This window comes from Avibacterium endocarditidis (genome assembly GCF_965138825.1).
Lineage (GTDB): Bacteria > Pseudomonadota > Gammaproteobacteria > Enterobacterales > Pasteurellaceae > Avibacterium > Avibacterium endocarditidis.
On sequence record NZ_CBCSDH010000013.1, the window covers coordinates 35,638 to 53,095 of the forward strand.

18 protein-coding genes are annotated in these 17,458 nt (G+C 41.0%); 14 read left to right on the forward strand and 4 right to left on the reverse strand.

The window, feature by feature from the left end:
- Positions 1-303: 303 nt before the first annotated feature.
- Positions 304-1,041, forward strand: coding sequence for an MIP/aquaporin family protein (locus ACNAV8_RS08555; protein WP_103855246.1), 738 nt, complete (start codon positions 304-306; stop codon positions 1,039-1,041).
- A gap of 68 nt (positions 1,042-1,109) precedes the next feature.
- On the opposite strand, the gene tsaA is transcribed toward ACNAV8_RS08555, so the two are convergent.
- Positions 1,110-1,826 (reverse strand): tRNA (N6-threonylcarbamoyladenosine(37)-N6)-methyltransferase TrmO, encoded by a 717-nt coding sequence (gene tsaA / locus ACNAV8_RS08560; protein ID WP_103855245.1) that lies wholly within the window; start codon positions 1,824-1,826, stop codon positions 1,110-1,112.
- 103 nt (positions 1,827-1,929) lie between these two features.
- Between tsaA and ACNAV8_RS08565 the strand changes: the two genes are divergently transcribed.
- The 10 genes from ACNAV8_RS08565 to hemB all read left to right on the forward strand — a co-directional run bounded on the left by ACNAV8_RS08565 (position 1,930) and on the right by hemB (position 11,070).
- Positions 1,930-2,835, forward strand: a complete 906-nt coding sequence (locus ACNAV8_RS08565) for a 1,4-dihydroxy-2-naphthoate polyprenyltransferase (protein ID WP_103855244.1) — start codon at positions 1,930-1,932, stop codon at positions 2,833-2,835.
- A gap of 49 nt (positions 2,836-2,884) precedes the next feature.
- Entirely contained in the window at positions 2,885-3,385 is a 501-nt protein-coding gene (rraA, locus tag ACNAV8_RS08570) for a ribonuclease E activity regulator RraA (RefSeq protein ID WP_103855243.1), read from the forward strand.
- 226 nt (positions 3,386-3,611) lie between these two features.
- Positions 3,612-4,997 carry a DASS family sodium-coupled anion symporter gene (locus tag ACNAV8_RS08575; RefSeq protein WP_103855242.1) on the forward strand — a complete coding sequence of 462 codons (1,386 nt, stop codon included), beginning with the start codon at positions 3,612-3,614 and terminating at the stop codon, positions 4,995-4,997.
- Positions 4,998-5,119: 122 nt separating this feature from the next.
- Positions 5,120-5,962, forward strand: coding sequence for a bifunctional demethylmenaquinone methyltransferase/2-methoxy-6-polyprenyl-1,4-benzoquinol methylase UbiE (ubiE, locus tag ACNAV8_RS08580; RefSeq protein WP_245872564.1), 843 nt, complete (start codon positions 5,120-5,122; stop codon positions 5,960-5,962).
- Positions 5,963-5,973: 11 nt separating this feature from the next.
- Positions 5,974-6,603: a ubiquinone biosynthesis accessory factor UbiJ gene (locus tag ACNAV8_RS08585; protein ID WP_415777570.1), complete on the forward strand. Its 630-nt coding sequence runs from the start codon at positions 5,974-5,976 to the stop codon at positions 6,601-6,603.
- Between the two features lie 4 nt (positions 6,604-6,607).
- Positions 6,608-8,245: a ubiquinone biosynthesis regulatory protein kinase UbiB gene (ubiB, locus tag ACNAV8_RS08590; RefSeq protein ID WP_103855254.1), complete on the forward strand. Its 1,638-nt coding sequence runs from the start codon at positions 6,608-6,610 to the stop codon at positions 8,243-8,245.
- Between the two features lie 131 nt (positions 8,246-8,376).
- Positions 8,377-8,604, forward strand: coding sequence for a Sec-independent protein translocase subunit TatA (gene tatA, locus ACNAV8_RS08595; RefSeq protein WP_103855241.1), 228 nt, complete (start codon positions 8,377-8,379; stop codon positions 8,602-8,604).
- A 3-nt stretch (positions 8,605-8,607) separates the two neighbouring features.
- Complete coding sequence (gene tatB, locus ACNAV8_RS08600) at positions 8,608-9,174, forward strand: Sec-independent protein translocase protein TatB (RefSeq protein WP_415777572.1); 567 nt, start codon at positions 8,608-8,610, stop codon at positions 9,172-9,174.
- 9 nt (positions 9,175-9,183) lie between these two features.
- Positions 9,184-9,969: a twin-arginine translocase subunit TatC gene (gene tatC / locus ACNAV8_RS08605; protein WP_103855239.1), complete on the forward strand. Its 786-nt coding sequence runs from the start codon at positions 9,184-9,186 to the stop codon at positions 9,967-9,969.
- Positions 9,970-10,047: 78 nt separating this feature from the next.
- Positions 10,048-11,070 carry a porphobilinogen synthase gene (gene hemB, locus ACNAV8_RS08610; RefSeq protein ID WP_415777576.1) on the forward strand — a complete coding sequence of 341 codons (1,023 nt, stop codon included), beginning with the start codon at positions 10,048-10,050 and terminating at the stop codon, positions 11,068-11,070.
- A gap of 278 nt (positions 11,071-11,348) precedes the next feature.
- Here hemB and ACNAV8_RS08615 read toward each other — a convergent pair whose 3' ends face one another.
- From ACNAV8_RS08615 to ACNAV8_RS08625, 3 genes are read right to left on the reverse strand one after another with little or no spacing between them, the layout of a single operon-like run.
- Positions 11,349-12,029: a 3-keto-L-gulonate-6-phosphate decarboxylase UlaD gene (locus ACNAV8_RS08615; protein WP_103855238.1), complete on the reverse strand. Its 681-nt coding sequence runs from the start codon at positions 12,027-12,029 to the stop codon at positions 11,349-11,351.
- Positions 12,030-12,052: 23 nt separating this feature from the next.
- Positions 12,053-12,526: a PTS sugar transporter subunit IIA gene (locus tag ACNAV8_RS08620; RefSeq protein WP_103855237.1), complete on the reverse strand. Its 474-nt coding sequence runs from the start codon at positions 12,524-12,526 to the stop codon at positions 12,053-12,055.
- A gap of 56 nt (positions 12,527-12,582) precedes the next feature.
- The gene (locus ACNAV8_RS08625; protein WP_103855236.1) at positions 12,583-14,361 is read right to left on the reverse strand and encodes a PTS ascorbate-specific subunit IIBC; all 1,779 of its coding nucleotides are present in this window, start codon (positions 14,359-14,361) and stop codon (positions 12,583-12,585) included.
- Between the two features lie 315 nt (positions 14,362-14,676).
- Here ACNAV8_RS08625 and ulaG point away from each other — a divergent pair, with 315 nt between their 5' ends.
- The 3 genes from ulaG to ACNAV8_RS08640 form a co-directional block, all read left to right on the forward strand.
- Positions 14,677-15,768, forward strand: a complete 1,092-nt coding sequence (ulaG, locus tag ACNAV8_RS08630; protein WP_103855235.1) for an L-ascorbate 6-phosphate lactonase — start codon at positions 14,677-14,679, stop codon at positions 15,766-15,768.
- Between the two features lie 76 nt (positions 15,769-15,844).
- Entirely contained in the window at positions 15,845-16,591 is a 747-nt protein-coding gene (gene ulaR / locus ACNAV8_RS08635) for an HTH-type transcriptional regulator UlaR (RefSeq protein WP_103855234.1), read from the forward strand.
- 48 nt (positions 16,592-16,639) lie between these two features.
- On the forward strand, positions 16,640-17,458 hold an 819-nt coding region (locus ACNAV8_RS08640; protein WP_415777573.1), incomplete at its 3' end, for an L-ribulose-5-phosphate 3-epimerase.

Here is a 17,458-nt window from a genome sequence, read left to right on the forward strand (position 1 = left end):
AAATAATCGAAAACGCTCAAGTTTAAAATGGGAAATATTCAAATTTTTGATCCACTTCACAAAATATTTTTACCACTCCCTATGATGAGTTATTTGCTAGATTTCAATAGTAATCAATAAATTAAAAATGTGATCCAGATAGCAAATTGGATAAAAAGTAGATAAATCCTTACAAAAAGTATTGCTTTATAGGATTTTCTATTAATAATGGAATACGCACCAATAATATTCAAAAGAACACTTTTTGGATCTAAACGAAAGAAAATTACAGATCTCATAAAATAGATTAAAAAGGAGTGCATTATGAATGCTTATCTGGCTGAATTTATTGGTACGGCATTACTGATTTTAATGGGAAATGGTGTCGTTGCAAATGTCTGTTTAAATAAAACCAAAGGGCAAAATGCGGGCTGGATTGTGATTACTGCCGCTTGGGCATTTGCAGTTTATGTGGCCGTGGTCGTAACAGGGCCTTATAGTGGCGCACATCTTAACCCTGCAGTAACGCTTGGCTTAGCGGTCATTGGCAGTTTCGCGCCTTCAATGATTTTAGGCTATGTAGCCGCGCAAATTGCCGGGGGAATGTTCGGCGCGCTACTTGTATATATTTTTTATAAAGATCATTTCTCCGCCACTGAAGATCAAGGCACAAAACGCGCGTGTTTCTGTACAGAGCCAGCTATTCGCAACTATGCTAGCAATTTTATTAGTGAAGTGATTGGCACTTTTGTTTTATTATTTGTGATTTTCTACATCACTGGCGCAAGCCTGAATTTTCCAGAAGGAAACCCAACGCCAATTGGTTTAGGTTCGCTTGGTGCCTTACCGGTAGCGATCTTAGTGTGGGCAATCGGCTTGAGCTTAGGCGGTACAACAGGTTATGCCATCAATCCTGCCCGTGATCTTGGGCCTCGTCTAACCCTTGGCTTACTAGGTAAAACCTTAAACACGTCTGCGGATTGGCAATACAGCTGGGTACCTGTCTTAGGCCCAGTTACAGGGGCTGTGTTGGCAGGTTTACTGTACAACGCCTTAATGTAAACACGAATAGGAAAAAGGAAAGCGTTCAAATTGGGGATATTTGGACGCTTTTTTATGTGAGGCTAGCCTTATTCTTCTGCAATCTCAATCACCTCCACCCACTCATCATCTCTCACCCACCACCGAACATTAAAATCATACAATTTCATTCCATAAATACGATCAGAGGTTTTTCCTTGTTGATAAGCGGGGCGGGGATCTTGTTGTAGCACTTCTGTGATAAAACGCTGAAAATGTGGATATTTTGCACCGCACTTTATTAATTGCCCTTGAGCCTGTGGGGAAAAGCGTACTTGTAGCTTTGCTTCGGGTGGCTGTTGGGCAAAGCCTGAGTTGGCATTGGGTTCGCTGTCGGCATAGGCAATATAGGGTTTAATGTCAAAAATAGGGGTGCCGTCCACCAAATCGACCGAGCCTAAATGCAACAACACTTCGCCTTGATTGATTTCAATGCGTTTCAATTCCACTTTGGAAAGCCCTAAAGGATTGGGGCGATGTGTGGCGCGTGAAGCAAATACGCCAATGCGTTGATTACCGCCAAGACGTGGTGGACGAACGGTGGGCTGCCATTTTCCTGTAGGGATTTTATCAAACTGGAAAATAAGCCATAAGTGAGAAAATTGATCCAAGCCACGCACAGCTTCAGGTTGGTTATAAGGGGCGAGTAAGCGGATTGTGCCAATGCCGTCTTGCACTAAATTGGGCTGGCGTGGCACGGAAAATTTCTCTTTATAAGGCGTGTGAATAATCCCGATAGGGGAAAGGGTTAAATTAAGTTGCGACATATTTTCCTTAAACAGTTAAAATGGCGAAAATAAATGAGTACAATAGCCCATTCTGTGGGATATTTTACGCCAAAATCAGGATTTAGAAAGATAAGTGAAAAATATGGATAAACAAGTTGTTAAAATGTGGGTGGAAACCGCAAGACCAAAAACCCTGCCTTTAGCCGCCGCTTCAATTGTTATGGGGGCAGCACTTGCCTATTGGGATCATAAATTTAGCTGGCAAATCAGTCTGTTATGCTTGATTACCACCTTGTTGCTACAAATTCTTTCTAACTTTGCCAATGATTATGGCGATCACCAAAAAGGCAGTGATACCGCAGAGCGTATCGGCCCGTTGCGCGGTATTCAGCACGGTGTGATTAGTGCGCAGCAGCTGAAAAAAGGGCTTATTGCGGTGATCTTAGCAAGTTTATTTTTCGGTTTTCTGTTAATTGGCATTGCGTATCAAAGTTATGCGGATCTCTTGGCATTTTCTCTTTTAGGTGGGCTTACCATTATTGCCGCGATTACTTATACCGTAGGCGCAAAGCCCTATGGTTATATGGGGTTGGGCGATATTTCCGTGCTGCTGTTTTTTGGTATTTTGGGCGTATGTGGCACTTATTATTTACAAGCGCATCAATTAAATTTAATGATTTTTTTACCCGCACTTGCAACGGGGTTTTTTGCTACTGCAGTATTAAATATCAATAATTTACGCGATATTGAGCAAGATCGCAAAGTAGGTAAAAATACGCTTGCGGTGCGTCTTGGGGCAAAAAATGGGCGTATTTATCATTGTATATTGCTCGGCGTAGGCGCATTGTGCTATGTGATTTTTGCGTTGGCAAATTTCCATCATTTATTCAGTTTTATTTTCCTTTTGGTGTATCCTTTACTGGTAAAGCACGCCCTGTATGTTTATCGTAGCCAAGATCCCCTATTATTGCGTCCAATGCTTGGGCAAATGTCGATGTTAGCGCTTTTAACCAACTTACTTTTTAGTTTCGGCTTGCTAGTGGGCTAGCAATAGGCATATACTAGAACAATCATTTTCAGCGTAAAAAGGTGAACTTATGTGTATTGATACTTCCACATTGTGCGATGTTTATTTAGATCAAGTTGATGTTGTTGAACCGATCTTTTCTAATTTTGGCGGATTAACCTCATTTTACGGCAAGGTTACCACGGTAAAATGCTTTGAAAGCAATGGCTTAATTGCCGAGATTTTAGAAGAAAACGGTGAAGGTCGCGTATTATTAATTGATGGTGGTGGTGCAGTGCGCCAAGCCTTGATTGATGCGGATCTTGCTCAGCTTGCCCTAGATAATGGCTGGGAAGGAATTATTGTTTACGGTGCGGTTCGCCAACTTCAACAATTAGAAAATTTAGATATTGGTATTCAAGCCCTTGCGCCAATTCCAGTGGGCGCAAGTGATGATACGCAAGGGGAAGTCGATGTGCCAGTGAATTTTGGTGGTGTTACTTTCTACCCGGAAGACTATGTGTATGCAGATTTAACTGGCATTATTCTTTCGCAAGAGCCGTTAGAGTTAGAAGATACCGAAGAAGAATAATTTGATTAAGGATTAACATAATGGCAAGTTTTTCTTGCCATTATTTTTTTGTCCTTATTTTTCCTTTTCTTATCCCTTTGTACGATTTCCCCAATTATTTTTCTGACCTGCCTCACAAAACCACAAATTTTTTGTTGCTTTTTATTAACAAGTTGATAACGTTAGCTTGTCTTTATGGCTAACCCAAAAAAGTTAGCACAAATAACAACCATAAAGAGGAATTACTATGAATGCAACATCAACTCAAACCACCTCACATCGCAATGGAATTATTCTTATTGCCGATATGGTGCTTTTCTTTATTTTATTGAATTTTCTGCCTTTCGATCCCAAAGCGAACAAAGGCTTAGCAATGCTGGCATTTATCGCCGTGTTATGGCTTACCGAAGCCTTGCACGTTACCATCACTGCGCTTTTAGTGCCGCTATTGGCCATTGTGTTGGATTTGGTTACCACCAAGCAGGCGCTGGTTGCCTTTGCTGATCCAAATATCTTCCTATTCTTTGGGGGATTTGCGCTTGCCACAGCCTTACACCAACAAAATATTGACCGTATGATTGCCAACAAAATTATGGCATTAGCAGGCGGACGTTTATTGGTGGCGGTGCTTTATCTCTTTACCATTACCGCATTTTTATCAATGTGGATGAGTAACACCGCAACCGCGGCAATGATGTTACCACTGGCAATGGGGATTTTAAGCCAAATGGATAAAGAACGTGAGCATAATACCTATGTTTTCGTACTATTAGGGATTGCTTATAGTGCAAGTATCGGCGGTATGGGAACACTCGTGGGTAGCCCACCGAATAATATTGTAGCCACCCAACTTAAACTGACATTCTCTGATTGGTTAGGTTATGGTTTACCTGTAATGATCCTGTTATTGCCAATAATGATCGGCACATTATATATGGTATTCCGACCAAAACTTAATCTTCACTTCAAACAAGAGTTTGAGAAAATTGAGTTTAATCCAAAACGCATTATCACCCTTGCGATTTTCGTTTTGATCGCACTATGCTGGGTATTCAGCAGCAAAATCAACCCAATGCTTTCTTCCTTACTAGGGCTTGAGAAAAAAATTGCCAGCTTTGATAGTGTGATTGCGCTCTTCGCTGCGGTGGTGATTTGTGCCACAGGAGTTGCTTCTTGGAAACAATTACAAAACAACACGGACTGGGGTGTGTTAATGCTGTTTGGTGGTGGTTTAACCCTAAGTTCCGTATTGCGTGATTCAGGCGCGAGCCGCATTTTGGCTGATGGTATCGTATTCTTAATTGAAGGCGGACATTTCTATCTCATCGGCTTATTGGTGGCAGCATTTATCATCTTCTTAACGGAATTTACGTCTAACACCGCAAGTGCGGCCTTATTAGTACCGATTTTTATCTCCATTGCACAATCTTTAGGAATGCCAGAGCTTGGCCTTGCGTTAATCATCGGCTTAGGGGCATCTTGTGCCTTTATGTTACCAGTCGCCACACCGCCAAACGCGATTGTATTTGGTACTGGCGAAGTGAAACAACGTGAAATGATCCGAGCTGGTATCTTGCTCAATCTCATTAGCGTATTTGTGATTGGTACAGTGGCTTATTTATTGTGGTTCTAAAATGATAAGGGCGAAAGCAACCTTTCGCCCTTATTTTCTTTTTCACATCGAATAAAAATAGCGGAGAAATCCGCTATTTTTTGTTATCCTAAGTAGCATTCAGATTATTTTCGGACAAGGTTATGACTTCCCACAACAATACCCACAAAAAACAGCAAGAAAATGCACCGCACTTTGCGCAAACTGATGTAGAACAGCTTAACGTAGATCCTATTGATAACGAGCAAGAAACCACCCATTTTGGCTTCCAAACTGTGGCGAAAGCAGAAAAACAAAAGCTCGTAGCTAACGTGTTTCATTCGGTGGCGGGCAAATACGATTTAATGAATGACTTGCTTTCTTTTGGCATTCACCGTGTTTGGAAACGCTTTACCATTGATTGCAGCGGCGTACGCAAAGGGCAGAAAGTGCTTGATCTGGCAGGGGGAACGGGGGATTTCAGTGCCAAGTTTTCTCGCATTGTGGGGGAAACTGGGCAAGTAATTTTGGCGGATATTAATTCCTCAATGCTCAATGTAGGGCGAGAAAAGTTGCGTAACCTTGGCGTGATTGGCAACATCAATTATGTGCAAGCCAATGCGGAAACCTTGCCTTTTGCTGATAACACCTTTGATTGCGTGATTATCAGTTTCGGGTTGCGTAATGTTACAGACAAAGACAAAGCATTGCGTTCAATGTTTCGCGTGCTGAAACCCGGTGGACGTTTGTTGGTGTTGGAATTTTCCAAACCGATTTTAGATCCACTCAGCAAAATATATAATTTTTATTCTTTCAATATTTTGCCGAAAATCGGTGAAGTGGTGGTGAATGACGGCGATAGTTACCGTTATTTAGCCGAATCAATCCGAATGCACCCGAAACAAGAAGATCTTAAAACAATGATGGAGCAAGCGGGGTTCGAGCAAGTGAGTTACTACAATCTCAGCGCGGGCATTGTGGCGTTGCACCGTGGCTATAAATTTTAAGCGAGCAAAAAATGAACTTCCTGCAACAATTAATGCTGCCACAATGGCTCAACGGTGCGTTGGAATCCTTACTCAATTATTTGTTAAAACGCACCACACATAGCGAAATTTATTTACGCAAACTTAACGGCAAGGTGCTGAAAATCCAGCCGCAACAGTTTGATTTTTCGATATATTTTTTATTTTCACCGCAACGTATCGACCTGCTCAATCGCTATGAGGGCGAGGTAGATTGTGCGGTCAGCCTGAACGCTCAATTATTATTCAAAATGCCGAGCAAACAGCAATTATCCCGCTATCTGAATGATCAATCTATTCAGCTTCAAGGGGATCTGCAAGTGTTGCAAGACTTCACCGCTCTGCTAGAATTTTTAGAAAAAGATCCTGCCGAACTGCTTTCTCCTTTTGTCGGCGATGTGATCGCACAAAGTGCGGTGGATTTTTTGCGTGGTTTTTGTCAAATCGCAAAACGCAAATTGAGCGAAAGCCAACAATATTGCGGCGAGCGTTTAACGGAAGAATGGGCGGTGATCTCGCCAAGCCTTGCCATTGCAGATTTTTGCGAGCAAGTAAAAACACTGGAAAAACAGACCGCACTTGTGGAACAAAAATTAGCTCAACTTGAAAAGAACCGAATTTAATCTGATGACTTTTAAAGATTTCAAACGTTTATACAAAATTATCCGCACTTTTTTAATTTACGGCATTGATGAAGCCTTGCCCCACAACGCCTATACGCGACCTTTGCGCTGTTGGCGAAAAACCTTATTTTGGCTACGCAATCAGCATAAAGATCTCGCCTTTGGTTTGCGTTTACGCCTTGCGTTACAAGAGCTTGGGCCAGTTTGGATCAAGCTCGGACAAATGCTTTCCACAAGACGAGATTTATTCCCCCCTGATATTGCTGATGAATTGGCATTATTGCAAGATCAAGTTGAGCCATTTGACGGCAAAATCGCTCGCGAACAAATTGAACAAGCCTTTGGCGGAAAATTAGAAACTTGGTTTGAAGATTTTGATGAAATCGCGCTCGCGTCCGCATCCATTGCACAGGTGCATACCGCTCGCTTTAATGCCGAACAACCCCTTGCGGGCAAAGAAGTGGTGCTGAAAGTGCTACGCCCAAATATTCAGCCACAAATTGATGCGGATTTGAGCTGGATGTACAAGCTGGCGAGTTGGATTCCCCGTTTATCAAGCGAAGGCTATCGGTTGCGGGCGGTGGAGGTGATCCGCGAATATGAAAAAACCTTGCGTGATGAACTGGATTTACGCACCGAAATGGCGAACGCCATTAAGCTCAAAGCCAACTTTGCCGATAGCCCGATGTTGTATATTCCTGAAATGTATCAAGAATTTTGCTATCGCAATGTGATCACAATGGAGCGTATTTACGGCATTCCCGTTTCTGATGTGGAAACCCTAAAAGCCAACGGCACGGATATGAAATTGCTGGCAGAACGTGGCGTGCAAGTGTTTTTTACCCAAGTGTTCCGTGATAGCTTTTTCCACGCCGATATGCACCCAGGCAATATTTTTGTTAATCCAAATCACCCTGAAAATCCACAATACATCGGCATTGATTGCGGGATTGTTGGACGTTTGAACGATAACGATAAACGCTATTTAGCAGAAAGTTTTGTCGCCTTTTTTAACCGTGATTATCGCCGCGTAGCACAAATGCACGTTGATGCAGGCTGGACGCCGCAAGATACTAATATTGATGAATTTGAACAGGCTTTCCGTGAAGTGTGCGAGCCAATTTTCGCCAAGCCCTTATCGGAAATTTCTTTCGGGCAGGTATTGCTCAATTTATTCAATGTGGCACGCGAATTTAATATGCAGGTGCAACCGCAACTGGTGTTGTTGCAAAAAACCTTGCTTTATATTGAGGGTTTGGGACGACAACTTTATCCGCAGTTGGATTTATGGGATACAGCAAAACCTTTTTTACAAAATTGGTTAGATGAGCAAATGGGCATTAAAGCGTTCGCCAAAAATTTAAAAGCCAGTTTGCCTTATATTACCGAGCATTTACCCCAATTCCCCGCGACATTAATGGACGCCTTGAAACAGCAAACACAAATTCGCCAACAGTTACACGAAATCAATAAAAAGTTGGCAAGACAGCAACGCTGGCAGAAAAAAGCCCTTGCGCTGATAATGGGAACGGTGCTGTTTTTGGGAACATTATGGCAATTTTCCGCTTTACCTTTATGGGAAAATATCGGTTTATTAACAGGCGGTGGAGTGCTTTGGCTTATAGCTCTGATAATGCCATAGCCTTTATCTATAGGCAAAATGTGGCGATAAATCAATAAAATGTGAAATAATGCAAATTGTCTATTGTTCAAGATGAATAAAAAAGTTATATTTTGGCACGATTTCATTAAGTTAGTTATAGGAGTAAAAAAATGGGTTTAGGTGGCGTAAGTATTTGGCAATTACTCATTGTTTTGTTAATTGTATTAGTTTTCTTCGGCACAAAAAAATTGCGTAATGTGGGTTCAGATTTAGGGACTGCAGTGAAAGGCTTTAAAAACGCAATGAAAGATGATGAAACAGCTGCAGAGCCGAAAAAAATTGTCGATGACGCACAACAAGCGAAAGCGGAAACTGTAAAAGACAAAGAACAGGCATAATCCGTGTTTGATATTGGTTTTTCTGAATTACTGTTAATTTCTATTGTGGGCTTAGTGGTGCTAGGCCCTAAACGCTTGCCCGTGGCGATTCGTACCGTGATGGGCTGGGTTCGCACCATTCGTGGCTTAGCGGCGAATGTTCAAAATGAATTGAGCCAAGAATTAAAATTGCAGGAATTACAGGAAAGCATCAAAAAAGCCGAACACCTTAATTTACAGCAGCTTTCTCCTGAATTGAGCCAAACGGTGGAAGAATTAAAGGCTTCTGCGGAAAAAATTAAAGCCAATTTAGAAGAAAAAGCGGCAAGCACGCAAACGTCCTTTGAGCATCAAGTGCAAGAATTAAAAAGTGCGGTGCAAAATTCTGAACAAATTGCACAGCAAGAAACCGCACATCACGACAGCACTCAAAGTGATACATCAGCAGAAAACGCACTTTCCCCTGCGGATATGGCAGAGCTTGCCGAGCAAGATGAATCTCAATTGGAGCTAACCAGTGCATACTATCCTGAAGATGATACCCTTGCTGATGTTGCCCCTTCAACAAAATCCCAATCAGAAAAAGCATAAAGGCATTTTATGACTGTTGAAGAAACCCAACCTTTAATTAGCCATTTACTTGAACTGCGTGATCGTCTATTACGTTGCGTGTTCGTGGTGGCGCTGGTCTTTTTAGGCTTGGTTTATTTTGCCAACGATATTTATAATTTTGTCGCCTCGCCATTACTCAGCGTAATGCCGTCAGGGGCGAGTATGATCGCAACCAATATCGCGACGCCTTTCTTTACCCCATTGAAATTAACGGGTGTTGTCGCGGTGTTTATTTCTGTGCCATTCTTGCTTTACCAAGTGTGGGCATTTATCGCGCCAGCATTGTATCAGCACGAAAAACGCTTAATTTATCCGCTGTTATTTTCTAGCACTGTGCTGTTTTATTTAGGCGTGGCGTTCGCCTATTATGTGGTGTTTCCGCTCGTGTTTGGTTTTCTTACCAAAACCGCGCCAGAAGGGGTTGCCATTGCCACGGATATTAGTAGCTACTTAGATTTCGTTCTCACCTTATTTCTTGCTTTTGGCGTGTGTTTTGAAGTTCCAGTGGCGATTATTTTGCTTTGTTGGTCTGGGGTTACCACTATTGACGATTTGAAGAAAAAACGTCCTTACATTATCGTTGCCGCCTTTGTGGTGGGAATGTTGCTTACACCGCCGGATATTTTTTCACAAACCTTGCTTGCTATTCCAATGTGCCTATTATTTGAAGTGGGGTTATTATTTGCGCGTTTTTATCGCCCGAAAGAAGATAATGACGACACGGGCAGCGACACCGACAGCAACGAGAGTGAAGCACAACAAAACAAAGAATAATTTCTTTCCAACCAGTTTTAGGGCAAACCAATGTGTTCGCCCCTTATCCTTATAACGAAAAGATTTTGGAGAATAATGATGACTCAACAAATTTTTACAGGCTTTCCTGCACGCCGTTTACGCCGTATGCGTAAGCACGATTTCAGCCGCCGCTTAATGGCAGAAAACAAGCTCACAGCAGATGATTTAATTTATCCGGTGTTTATTATTGAAGGTGAAAATTATCGCGAACCTGTGCCGTCAATGCCTAACGTGGAGCGTTTAACCTTAGATCAGTTACTTATTGAAGCGGGATTGTTAGTCAAATATGGCGTGCCAGTGATCGCCTTGTTCCCTGTGATTGATCAAAGTAAAAAATCCCTGATGGCGGAAGAAGCCTACAATCCTAATGGCTTAGTACAACGTGCGGTCAAAGCGTTAAAAGCAACTTATCCAGAATTGGGCGTGCTAACAGACGTGGCACTCGATCCTTACACGGTACACGGACAAGACGGCATTATTGATGATGACGGCTATGTTCTCAATGACATCACCACGGAAGTGTTGGTGAAACAGGCCCTTTCCCACGCCGAAGCAGGGGCTGATATTGTCGCACCAAGTGATATGATGGACGGAAGAATTGGCAAAATTCGCACCGCACTTGAAGAAAAAGGCTTTATCAACACGCAAATTATGGCGTATTCTGCCAAATATGCCTCGAATTATTATGGCCCATTCCGCGATGCGGTGGGATCTTCAGCCAATCTGAAAGGTGGCGATAAGAAAACCTACCAGCTCGATCCTGCCAACAGCGATGAAGGCCTGCAAGAAGTGGCATTAGACATTCAAGAGGGTGCGGATATGGTGATGGTAAAACCGGGAATGCCTTATTTGGATATGGTGTACCGCGTGAAACAACACTTTGGCGTGCCAACTTTTGCTTACCAAGTATCGGGTGAATACGCAATGCATATGGCGGCTATTCAAAACGGCTGGTTGAAAGAAAAAGAATGTATTATGGAAAGTCTGCTGTGCTTTAAACGCGCAGGCGCAGACGGCATTCTCACCTATTTCGCCAAACAAGTGGCAGAGTGGATTTACTTAGAAAATCAAGCTAAATAGAAGTCTAAGCAAATAAAAACATAAAAATTCCCCCCATTCTTTTCGGTTTTAATTCTGAGTGGATAATTTTTATCATAATAGCTACATGCTATTGATAACGCATATAAAATGCAAATACGATTTAATTTTGCTTGACAAACTTATCCGTTATATAGAAAAATTTTGTCTTACTTGCTTAAATATGTTAATTACATACGCAAAGCATACAATTGTTGTATCTAGACAAAATCCAGAATGGCACTATTCAAAGTGCCATTTCTCTATTTAGATTTAAAAATTTACTTAGACCAATATTTATCAATTTCATTTCGGATAGCTTGCGCTGTAGCTTGACCTTTTTCTCCCACTAACGCACGCCCAGCAATAAAGGCTTTGGCGTTTTTGATATCTTTGAATAAATGAATATCCTCAGGCACAATCCCGCCTGTAATGGAAAGTTGTAACCCTAAAGATTCTAGTGCTTTCATTTTTTCAATATCTTCCGCTGTCCAACCTTTACCTGCTAATTCGGCATCACGAGAACGGTGATAAATCGCTTGAGTGACACCAAGATCAACCCACTGTTTAGCGTCTTCAAGTGTCCAGTTGCCGTAAATCTCAATTTGAATTTCTTTTTTCACTTTGAGCTCTGGATGAGCTTGGTTAAATTCATCTGCTACTTTTTTACAAGCTGCTTTAGTTGCAGGATGCGCGGCAGCAGAAACTGTTAGCCAATCAGCCCCGGCTTCAAAAGACATTTTTGCTAAAATCGCGCCACCATCTGTTGTTTTAAGATCACAGACTAGAATGTGATTGGGATGTAAGGCGCGTAGTGTGCTAACAGCTTTCATTCCCTCAGCACAAGCGAGAATTGTGCCAATTTCAATAATATCCACTAAAGCTTCAGCTTGTTTAGCATCTGCAACAGCTTTTTCTAATGAAAGAGAATCTAACGCAATTTGTAGTAAAGGTTTTGACATAATTTCTTCCTTCTAATTAACAATTAATTTGATAATGCTTGATCAATAACGAGATGGACATCTTCGGCACGCTGACACTGAAGTATTTTTTCTAAATCAACACCTGTTTCACTATTTGGATCATCGTCTTCTAATACTTGAGTTATTTCCATAATCCCTTGCATATGCTGATCAGAGTCGCTTCCTGCGAGAGTAATTAATACACTAATCGGTTCTTCTTCTCCTTCAAATTGCACAGGCGTGTCCAATGTAACTAAAGCAAAGGCTGTGCGATTTACACCATCTTCGGGTCTTGCGTGCGGCATAGCTAAACCAGGTGATAAAATAATATAAGGCCCCATTTGTTTGATCATATTGATGATGGAATCATAGTAACGAGGCTCTATTGCGCCTGAAGCAACAAGCATATCTGTTCCAAGTTTAATCGCCTCTTCCCAATTTTCCGCTTTCTGATGTAACTTGATTGAATTATTTTCAATTAATGATTGCTTTAACATATAAAAATCTCCAAAATTCCTACCGCACTTAGATAAAATGCGGCAGGATACACAAATTACTGATACTTCTTAATTAACGCTTTTAATTCATCGCCAAAGGAATTTGGGTTTAGCATATTTTGTACGCCTAGTACAGAAACGCGCTCTCCACCATTAATTTCATCGGCAAGGTGTTTAGAGCACACAATGATATCCACGCCATCTAATTTTCCTTTGTAATCAGTCACAGCGCAAGAATCCATAATATTGGCAATTCCTTGTTTATCTAAATAACCTTTAATTTTCATTTTCATCATCATTGATGAACCTTGTCCTGAGCCACATACCGCCAAAATGCGTACTGGATTTTCTCCCATTGGGCTTTCTGCTTGCACTTCTGCACCTAACTCTTGCTCAACCACATCATCATTGCCGTAGCCATCCATTTGTTCCAATGTTTTCCCTGCCGCAGCCGCTGCTGCTTCATCAGCTCGCAATTTACGAGAAGCAAAGAACATATAGACCATAGCAAGCGCAAGAATAACAAAGAAGAATCCCGGCACACTTACAATACCTTGTAAAATTGGTGGGAAAAATAATGCCCAGTCAGCCATTCCCATCCAACCATTAAACTCTGCACCTTGCGTAGCCAAAAGTTGGATTACCCACGCTGACCCCATTACCTCGACAATCCCCATCACAAAACAAATTTTCATCACTGCTTTCCAGCCACCAAATTGGTTCGCAAATACACCAATAGTCGCATTAGAGAAAAACATTGGAATAAAACCAGGAATAATTAAGATCGGAGAATTAAACCCAAGTAACAATCCGACTGCAACAAATTGACCAATCGCCCCCCAAATAAAACCAAATACCATCGCATTTGGCGAGAAGGCATAAATGGCAGCACAGTCAATCGCTAACACAGAATTAGGAATAAGACGTTCAGAAATTCCTTTGAAAGCCTCAGACAATTCAGCCACGAACATACGAACACCAGTTACAATAATTTGGATTGCAACAGCAAATTTTAGTCCCATTTCTAAAATATACATAGACCAATGGGTTTTGCCCGCCATTGCTTGCAAATTATCTAAACCAAAAGAGAGCAAGATAATCCCAAAGAATATCGTCATAACTAATGCTGTTGCAGAAATACTATCGTGGAAAATATGTAGCCATTTTGGCAACTTCATATTATCAACACTGTCAGTCTTATCCCCCAGTTTTGGCGCAACTTTGGTTGCGATCCAAGAAGCAATTTGTTGTTGATGTCCAATGGAAAAACCTGCTCCACCAGTAACTGCTTGAGTTGGTTTATACATAATATTTGACGAAATCCCCCAATATAACGCCATTAATACCGAAGTATAAATGACTGTCTCCCACATTGAAGCGCCAATGATCATATAAAATACCGCAACTAAACCAGCTTGTTGGAACATAATGTGTCCAGTTAGCATAATAGTGCGAATGCCCGTGAAACGTCTAAATACAACTAATAAGATGTTTAAAAATAATGCGCCAATAACAGCATAACCAACCCAACCATAATTGTCCGCCATAGTTTGGATGGTTGCCTGCATACTGGTATAAGGATCGATAACAGCCCCTGTCAGATTATGAAATTTAGAAAGCCCTTCAATTACAGGTTTGAAGTTTGTAACTAAGAACCCTGACCCTGCCTGCACGATCATAAAACCCACAATGGTTTTGATCGTACCTTTAATAACCGTAGTTGTATCTTTCTTTAAAAGAATATATCCCAAACACGCAACAATACCTAACAAGAAAGGTGCCTTAGATAAGACTTGCGTATTAAAAATACCGAAATAGTGCATTATTGTATCCATATTTATCCCCTTGAATAAACAATGATTATGAAAAGATGTTTTTATCTAACGCGACAAAAATCGTGACTATAATACTCAATTACAATCAGATAAAAAGATTATTTTTGACAATATGTGAGCAAAGTCACAAAAATAATCATATAAAATAAAATCACAACTAATAAAAATAAGGAAAGATATCCGTAAACAGAAGGATGCAATCAGATAAAACGTGATCTATGTCACAATTCGATGAAAATCATCTTTATTTACCCTTAATGATTATTTATGATTAAAAAAGATTAAAGAAGATAACAAACCTTATAGGAGTCGATTATGCCAAATGTAAATGAAATCACCCGCGAAAGCTGGATCTTATCTACCTTTCCTGAATGGGGAACTTGGTTAAATGAAGAAATAGAGCAAGAAGTTGTCCCAGAAGGTAACTTTGCTATGTGGTGGCTAGGCTGCGTTGGCGTCTGGATTAAAACACCCGGTGGAGCAAATTTATGTATGGATTTATGGTGTAGCCGCGGTAAATCAACCAAAAAAGTAAAAGATATGGTTCGAGGTCACCAAATGGCAAATATGGCTGGCGTGCGTAAATTACAGCCCAATTTACGCGCAGCACCAATGGTTATTGATCCTTTTGCTATTAATGAAGTGGATTTTATTCTCGCCTCCCACTACCACAGCGATCATATTGATGTAAATGTGGCCGCCGCTATTGTGAACAATCCTAAATTAGACCATGTAAAATTTGTAGGCCCGTGGCATTGCACAGAATTATGGAAAAAATGGGGCGTACCAGAAGATCGTCTAATTACAGTAAAACCGGGAGACGTAGTGAAAATTAAGGATGTTGAAATTCACGCCTTAGATTCTTTTGATAGAACTTGCCTTGTTACCCTTCCAGTGGAAGGGGCAGAAGAACAAGGTGGAGAATTGAAAGGGCTATGTCCGAGTGATGAAGAAATGGGACGCAAAGCGGTTAACTATGTATTCAAAACTCCTGGTGGCACAATTTATCACGGTGCGGACTCCCACTTCTCTATCCAATTTGCTAAACATGGAAAAGAATTTGATATTGACGTTGCATTAAATAACTATGGCGAAAATCCTGTCGGTATTGCCGATAAAATGACATCCATTGATCTACTTAGAATGGCAGAAAGTCTTCGCTGTAAAGTCATCATCCCTGTCCATCATGATATCTGGACGAACTTTATGGCAAGCACAGATGAGATCATTGCCTTATGGAAAATGCGCAAAGAACGTTTACAATATAAATTCCATCCGTTCATTTGGGAAGTTGGCGGAAAATATGTTTATCCAAGGGATAAAGACCTCATTGAATACCATCATCCTAGAGGTTTTGATGACTGCTTTGAGCAAGAGCCGAATATCCAATTTAAAGCCATGCTTTAAAATTGGTCATCCCCTGTGAAAGCAGGGGATTTCGCTCATTATTGCAGTAACTTCTAGTGATCATTAAGGAAATATAATGAACGAAAACTATCGACATAAAGCATTGCTCAATTTACTTGAAGAACGAAATGTACTGTCTACTGTTGAAATTATGCAATTATTAAATATCTCTCCAGCAACAGCGCGTAGAGATATTAGCAAACTCGATCAACAAGGCAAACTAAAAAAAATTCGTAATGGGGCAGAAGCAATCAAAGGAACCATTCCCCTTATTGAAAAAACAACCATCAATCACTTTGATGAAAAACAACGTATTGCGAAAGCAGCCGCGCAGCTATGTAAGAACGGGGAAAGTGTTATTTTAACCTGTGGTTCAACAGTGCAATTATTAGGTAAGCAACTAAGCAGAAAAGATGTCCAAATCATAACGAACTACATTCCTCTGGCTAATTACCTAATTGAATGTCGACACTCTGATCTAGTGATTATGGGAGGACAATATAATAAGGAAAAAGCAATAACACTCTCTCTTAACCAACAAAATGAAACCAATTACTCTGCACATATTATGTTTACTAGCGGTAAAGGTTTTACGCGTGATGGTCTATTCAAAACAGATATGATTATTGCCAACTCAGAGCAACAACTTTCCTCAAAAGCAGAAAAATACGTTGTACTACTAGATAGCTCGAAATTAGGCAAACAAGTAGGGATGCTATTTACCCAATTACAAGATATAGATTTACTCATTACGGGTAAAGAAGCCGATCCACAAATTATTGAACAGCTAACCTTATTAGGCCTTGAAGTTATTCTTGCGTAATAAACATAAGTGCGGTCAAAATTTCACTAATTTTATTAGGAAAACAAAATGAGAAAACACAAATTAGGCATTTATGAAAAAGCCTTACCTAAACATATCAGCTGGCAAGATAGACTTTCCATCGCCAAAGCCTGTGGCTTTGATTTTGTGGAAATCTCCATTGATGAAAGCGATGAGCGCCTCAGCCGCTTAGATTGGACAAAAGCACAGCGCCTTGAACTGGTGCAAACTATCATCAATACCGGCGTGACGATTCCCTCTATGTGCCTTTCAGGGCATCGCCGCTTTCCTTTTGGCAGCCACGATGAAACTACACGCCAAAAAGCCTATGAAATCATGGAAAAAGCCATTCAGCTGGCGGTAGATGTTGGTATTCGCACTATTCAACTGGCAGGCTATGATGTGTATTACGAAGAGCAAGATGAAGGTACGCTTGAGCGCTTTCATCAAGGGATGGAATGGGCGGTTGAGTTAGCAGCAAGTAATCAAGTAACCCTCTCTATGGAAATTATGGATACGCAATTTATGAGCTCCATTACGCGTTGGAAAAAATGGGATGACATTATCCGTTCCCCTTGGTTTACCGTGTATCCAGACCTCGGCAACCTGTCTGCCTGGAATGACAATGTGGTAGAGGAATTGAAATTAGGCATCGACAAGATTTCTGCGATTCATTTGAAAGATACTTATAAAGTCACAGAAACCTGCGCAGGGCAATTCCGTGATGTGCCATTTGGTAAGGGCTGTGTGGATTTTGTGACCTGCTTTAAAACCCTTGCTGAACTCAATTACCGAGGTGCTTTCTTGATTGAAATGTGGACAGAAAAAGCCCAAGAGCCGATTGAAGAAATCATCAAAGCACGCCGT

Coding starts and splice junctions, on each gene's coding strand:
- ACNAV8_RS08615 (WP_103855238.1), bottom strand. CDS start 12,029: ATGTCAAAACCTTTACTACAAATTGCGTTAGATTCTCTTTCATTAGAA.
- tatA (WP_103855241.1), top strand. CDS start 8,377: ATGGGTTTAGGTGGCGTAAGTATTTGGCAATTACTCATTGTTTTGTTA.
- tatC (WP_103855239.1), top strand. CDS start 9,184: ATGACTGTTGAAGAAACCCAACCTTTAATTAGCCATTTACTTGAACTG.
- ubiE (WP_245872564.1), top strand. CDS start 5,120: ATGACTTCCCACAACAATACCCACAAAAAACAGCAAGAAAATGCACCG.
- hemB (WP_415777576.1), top strand. CDS start 10,048: ATGACTCAACAAATTTTTACAGGCTTTCCTGCACGCCGTTTACGCCGT.
- ACNAV8_RS08575 (WP_103855242.1), top strand. CDS start 3,612: ATGAATGCAACATCAACTCAAACCACCTCACATCGCAATGGAATTATT.
- tsaA (WP_103855245.1), bottom strand. CDS start 1,826: ATGTCGCAACTTAATTTAACCCTTTCCCCTATCGGGATTATTCACACG.
- ACNAV8_RS08565 (WP_103855244.1), top strand. CDS start 1,930: ATGGATAAACAAGTTGTTAAAATGTGGGTGGAAACCGCAAGACCAAAA.
- ACNAV8_RS08555 (WP_103855246.1), top strand. CDS start 304: ATGAATGCTTATCTGGCTGAATTTATTGGTACGGCATTACTGATTTTA.
- ACNAV8_RS08625 (WP_103855236.1), bottom strand. CDS start 14,361: ATGGATACAATAATGCACTATTTCGGTATTTTTAATACGCAAGTCTTA.
- rraA (WP_103855243.1), top strand. CDS start 2,885: ATGTGTATTGATACTTCCACATTGTGCGATGTTTATTTAGATCAAGTT.
- ACNAV8_RS08620 (WP_103855237.1), bottom strand. CDS start 12,526: ATGTTAAAGCAATCATTAATTGAAAATAATTCAATCAAGTTACATCAG.
- ulaR (WP_103855234.1), top strand. CDS start 15,845: ATGAACGAAAACTATCGACATAAAGCATTGCTCAATTTACTTGAAGAA.
- ACNAV8_RS08585 (WP_415777570.1), top strand. CDS start 5,974: ATGAACTTCCTGCAACAATTAATGCTGCCACAATGGCTCAACGGTGCG.
- ulaG (WP_103855235.1), top strand. CDS start 14,677: ATGCCAAATGTAAATGAAATCACCCGCGAAAGCTGGATCTTATCTACC.
- ubiB (WP_103855254.1), top strand. CDS start 6,608: ATGACTTTTAAAGATTTCAAACGTTTATACAAAATTATCCGCACTTTT.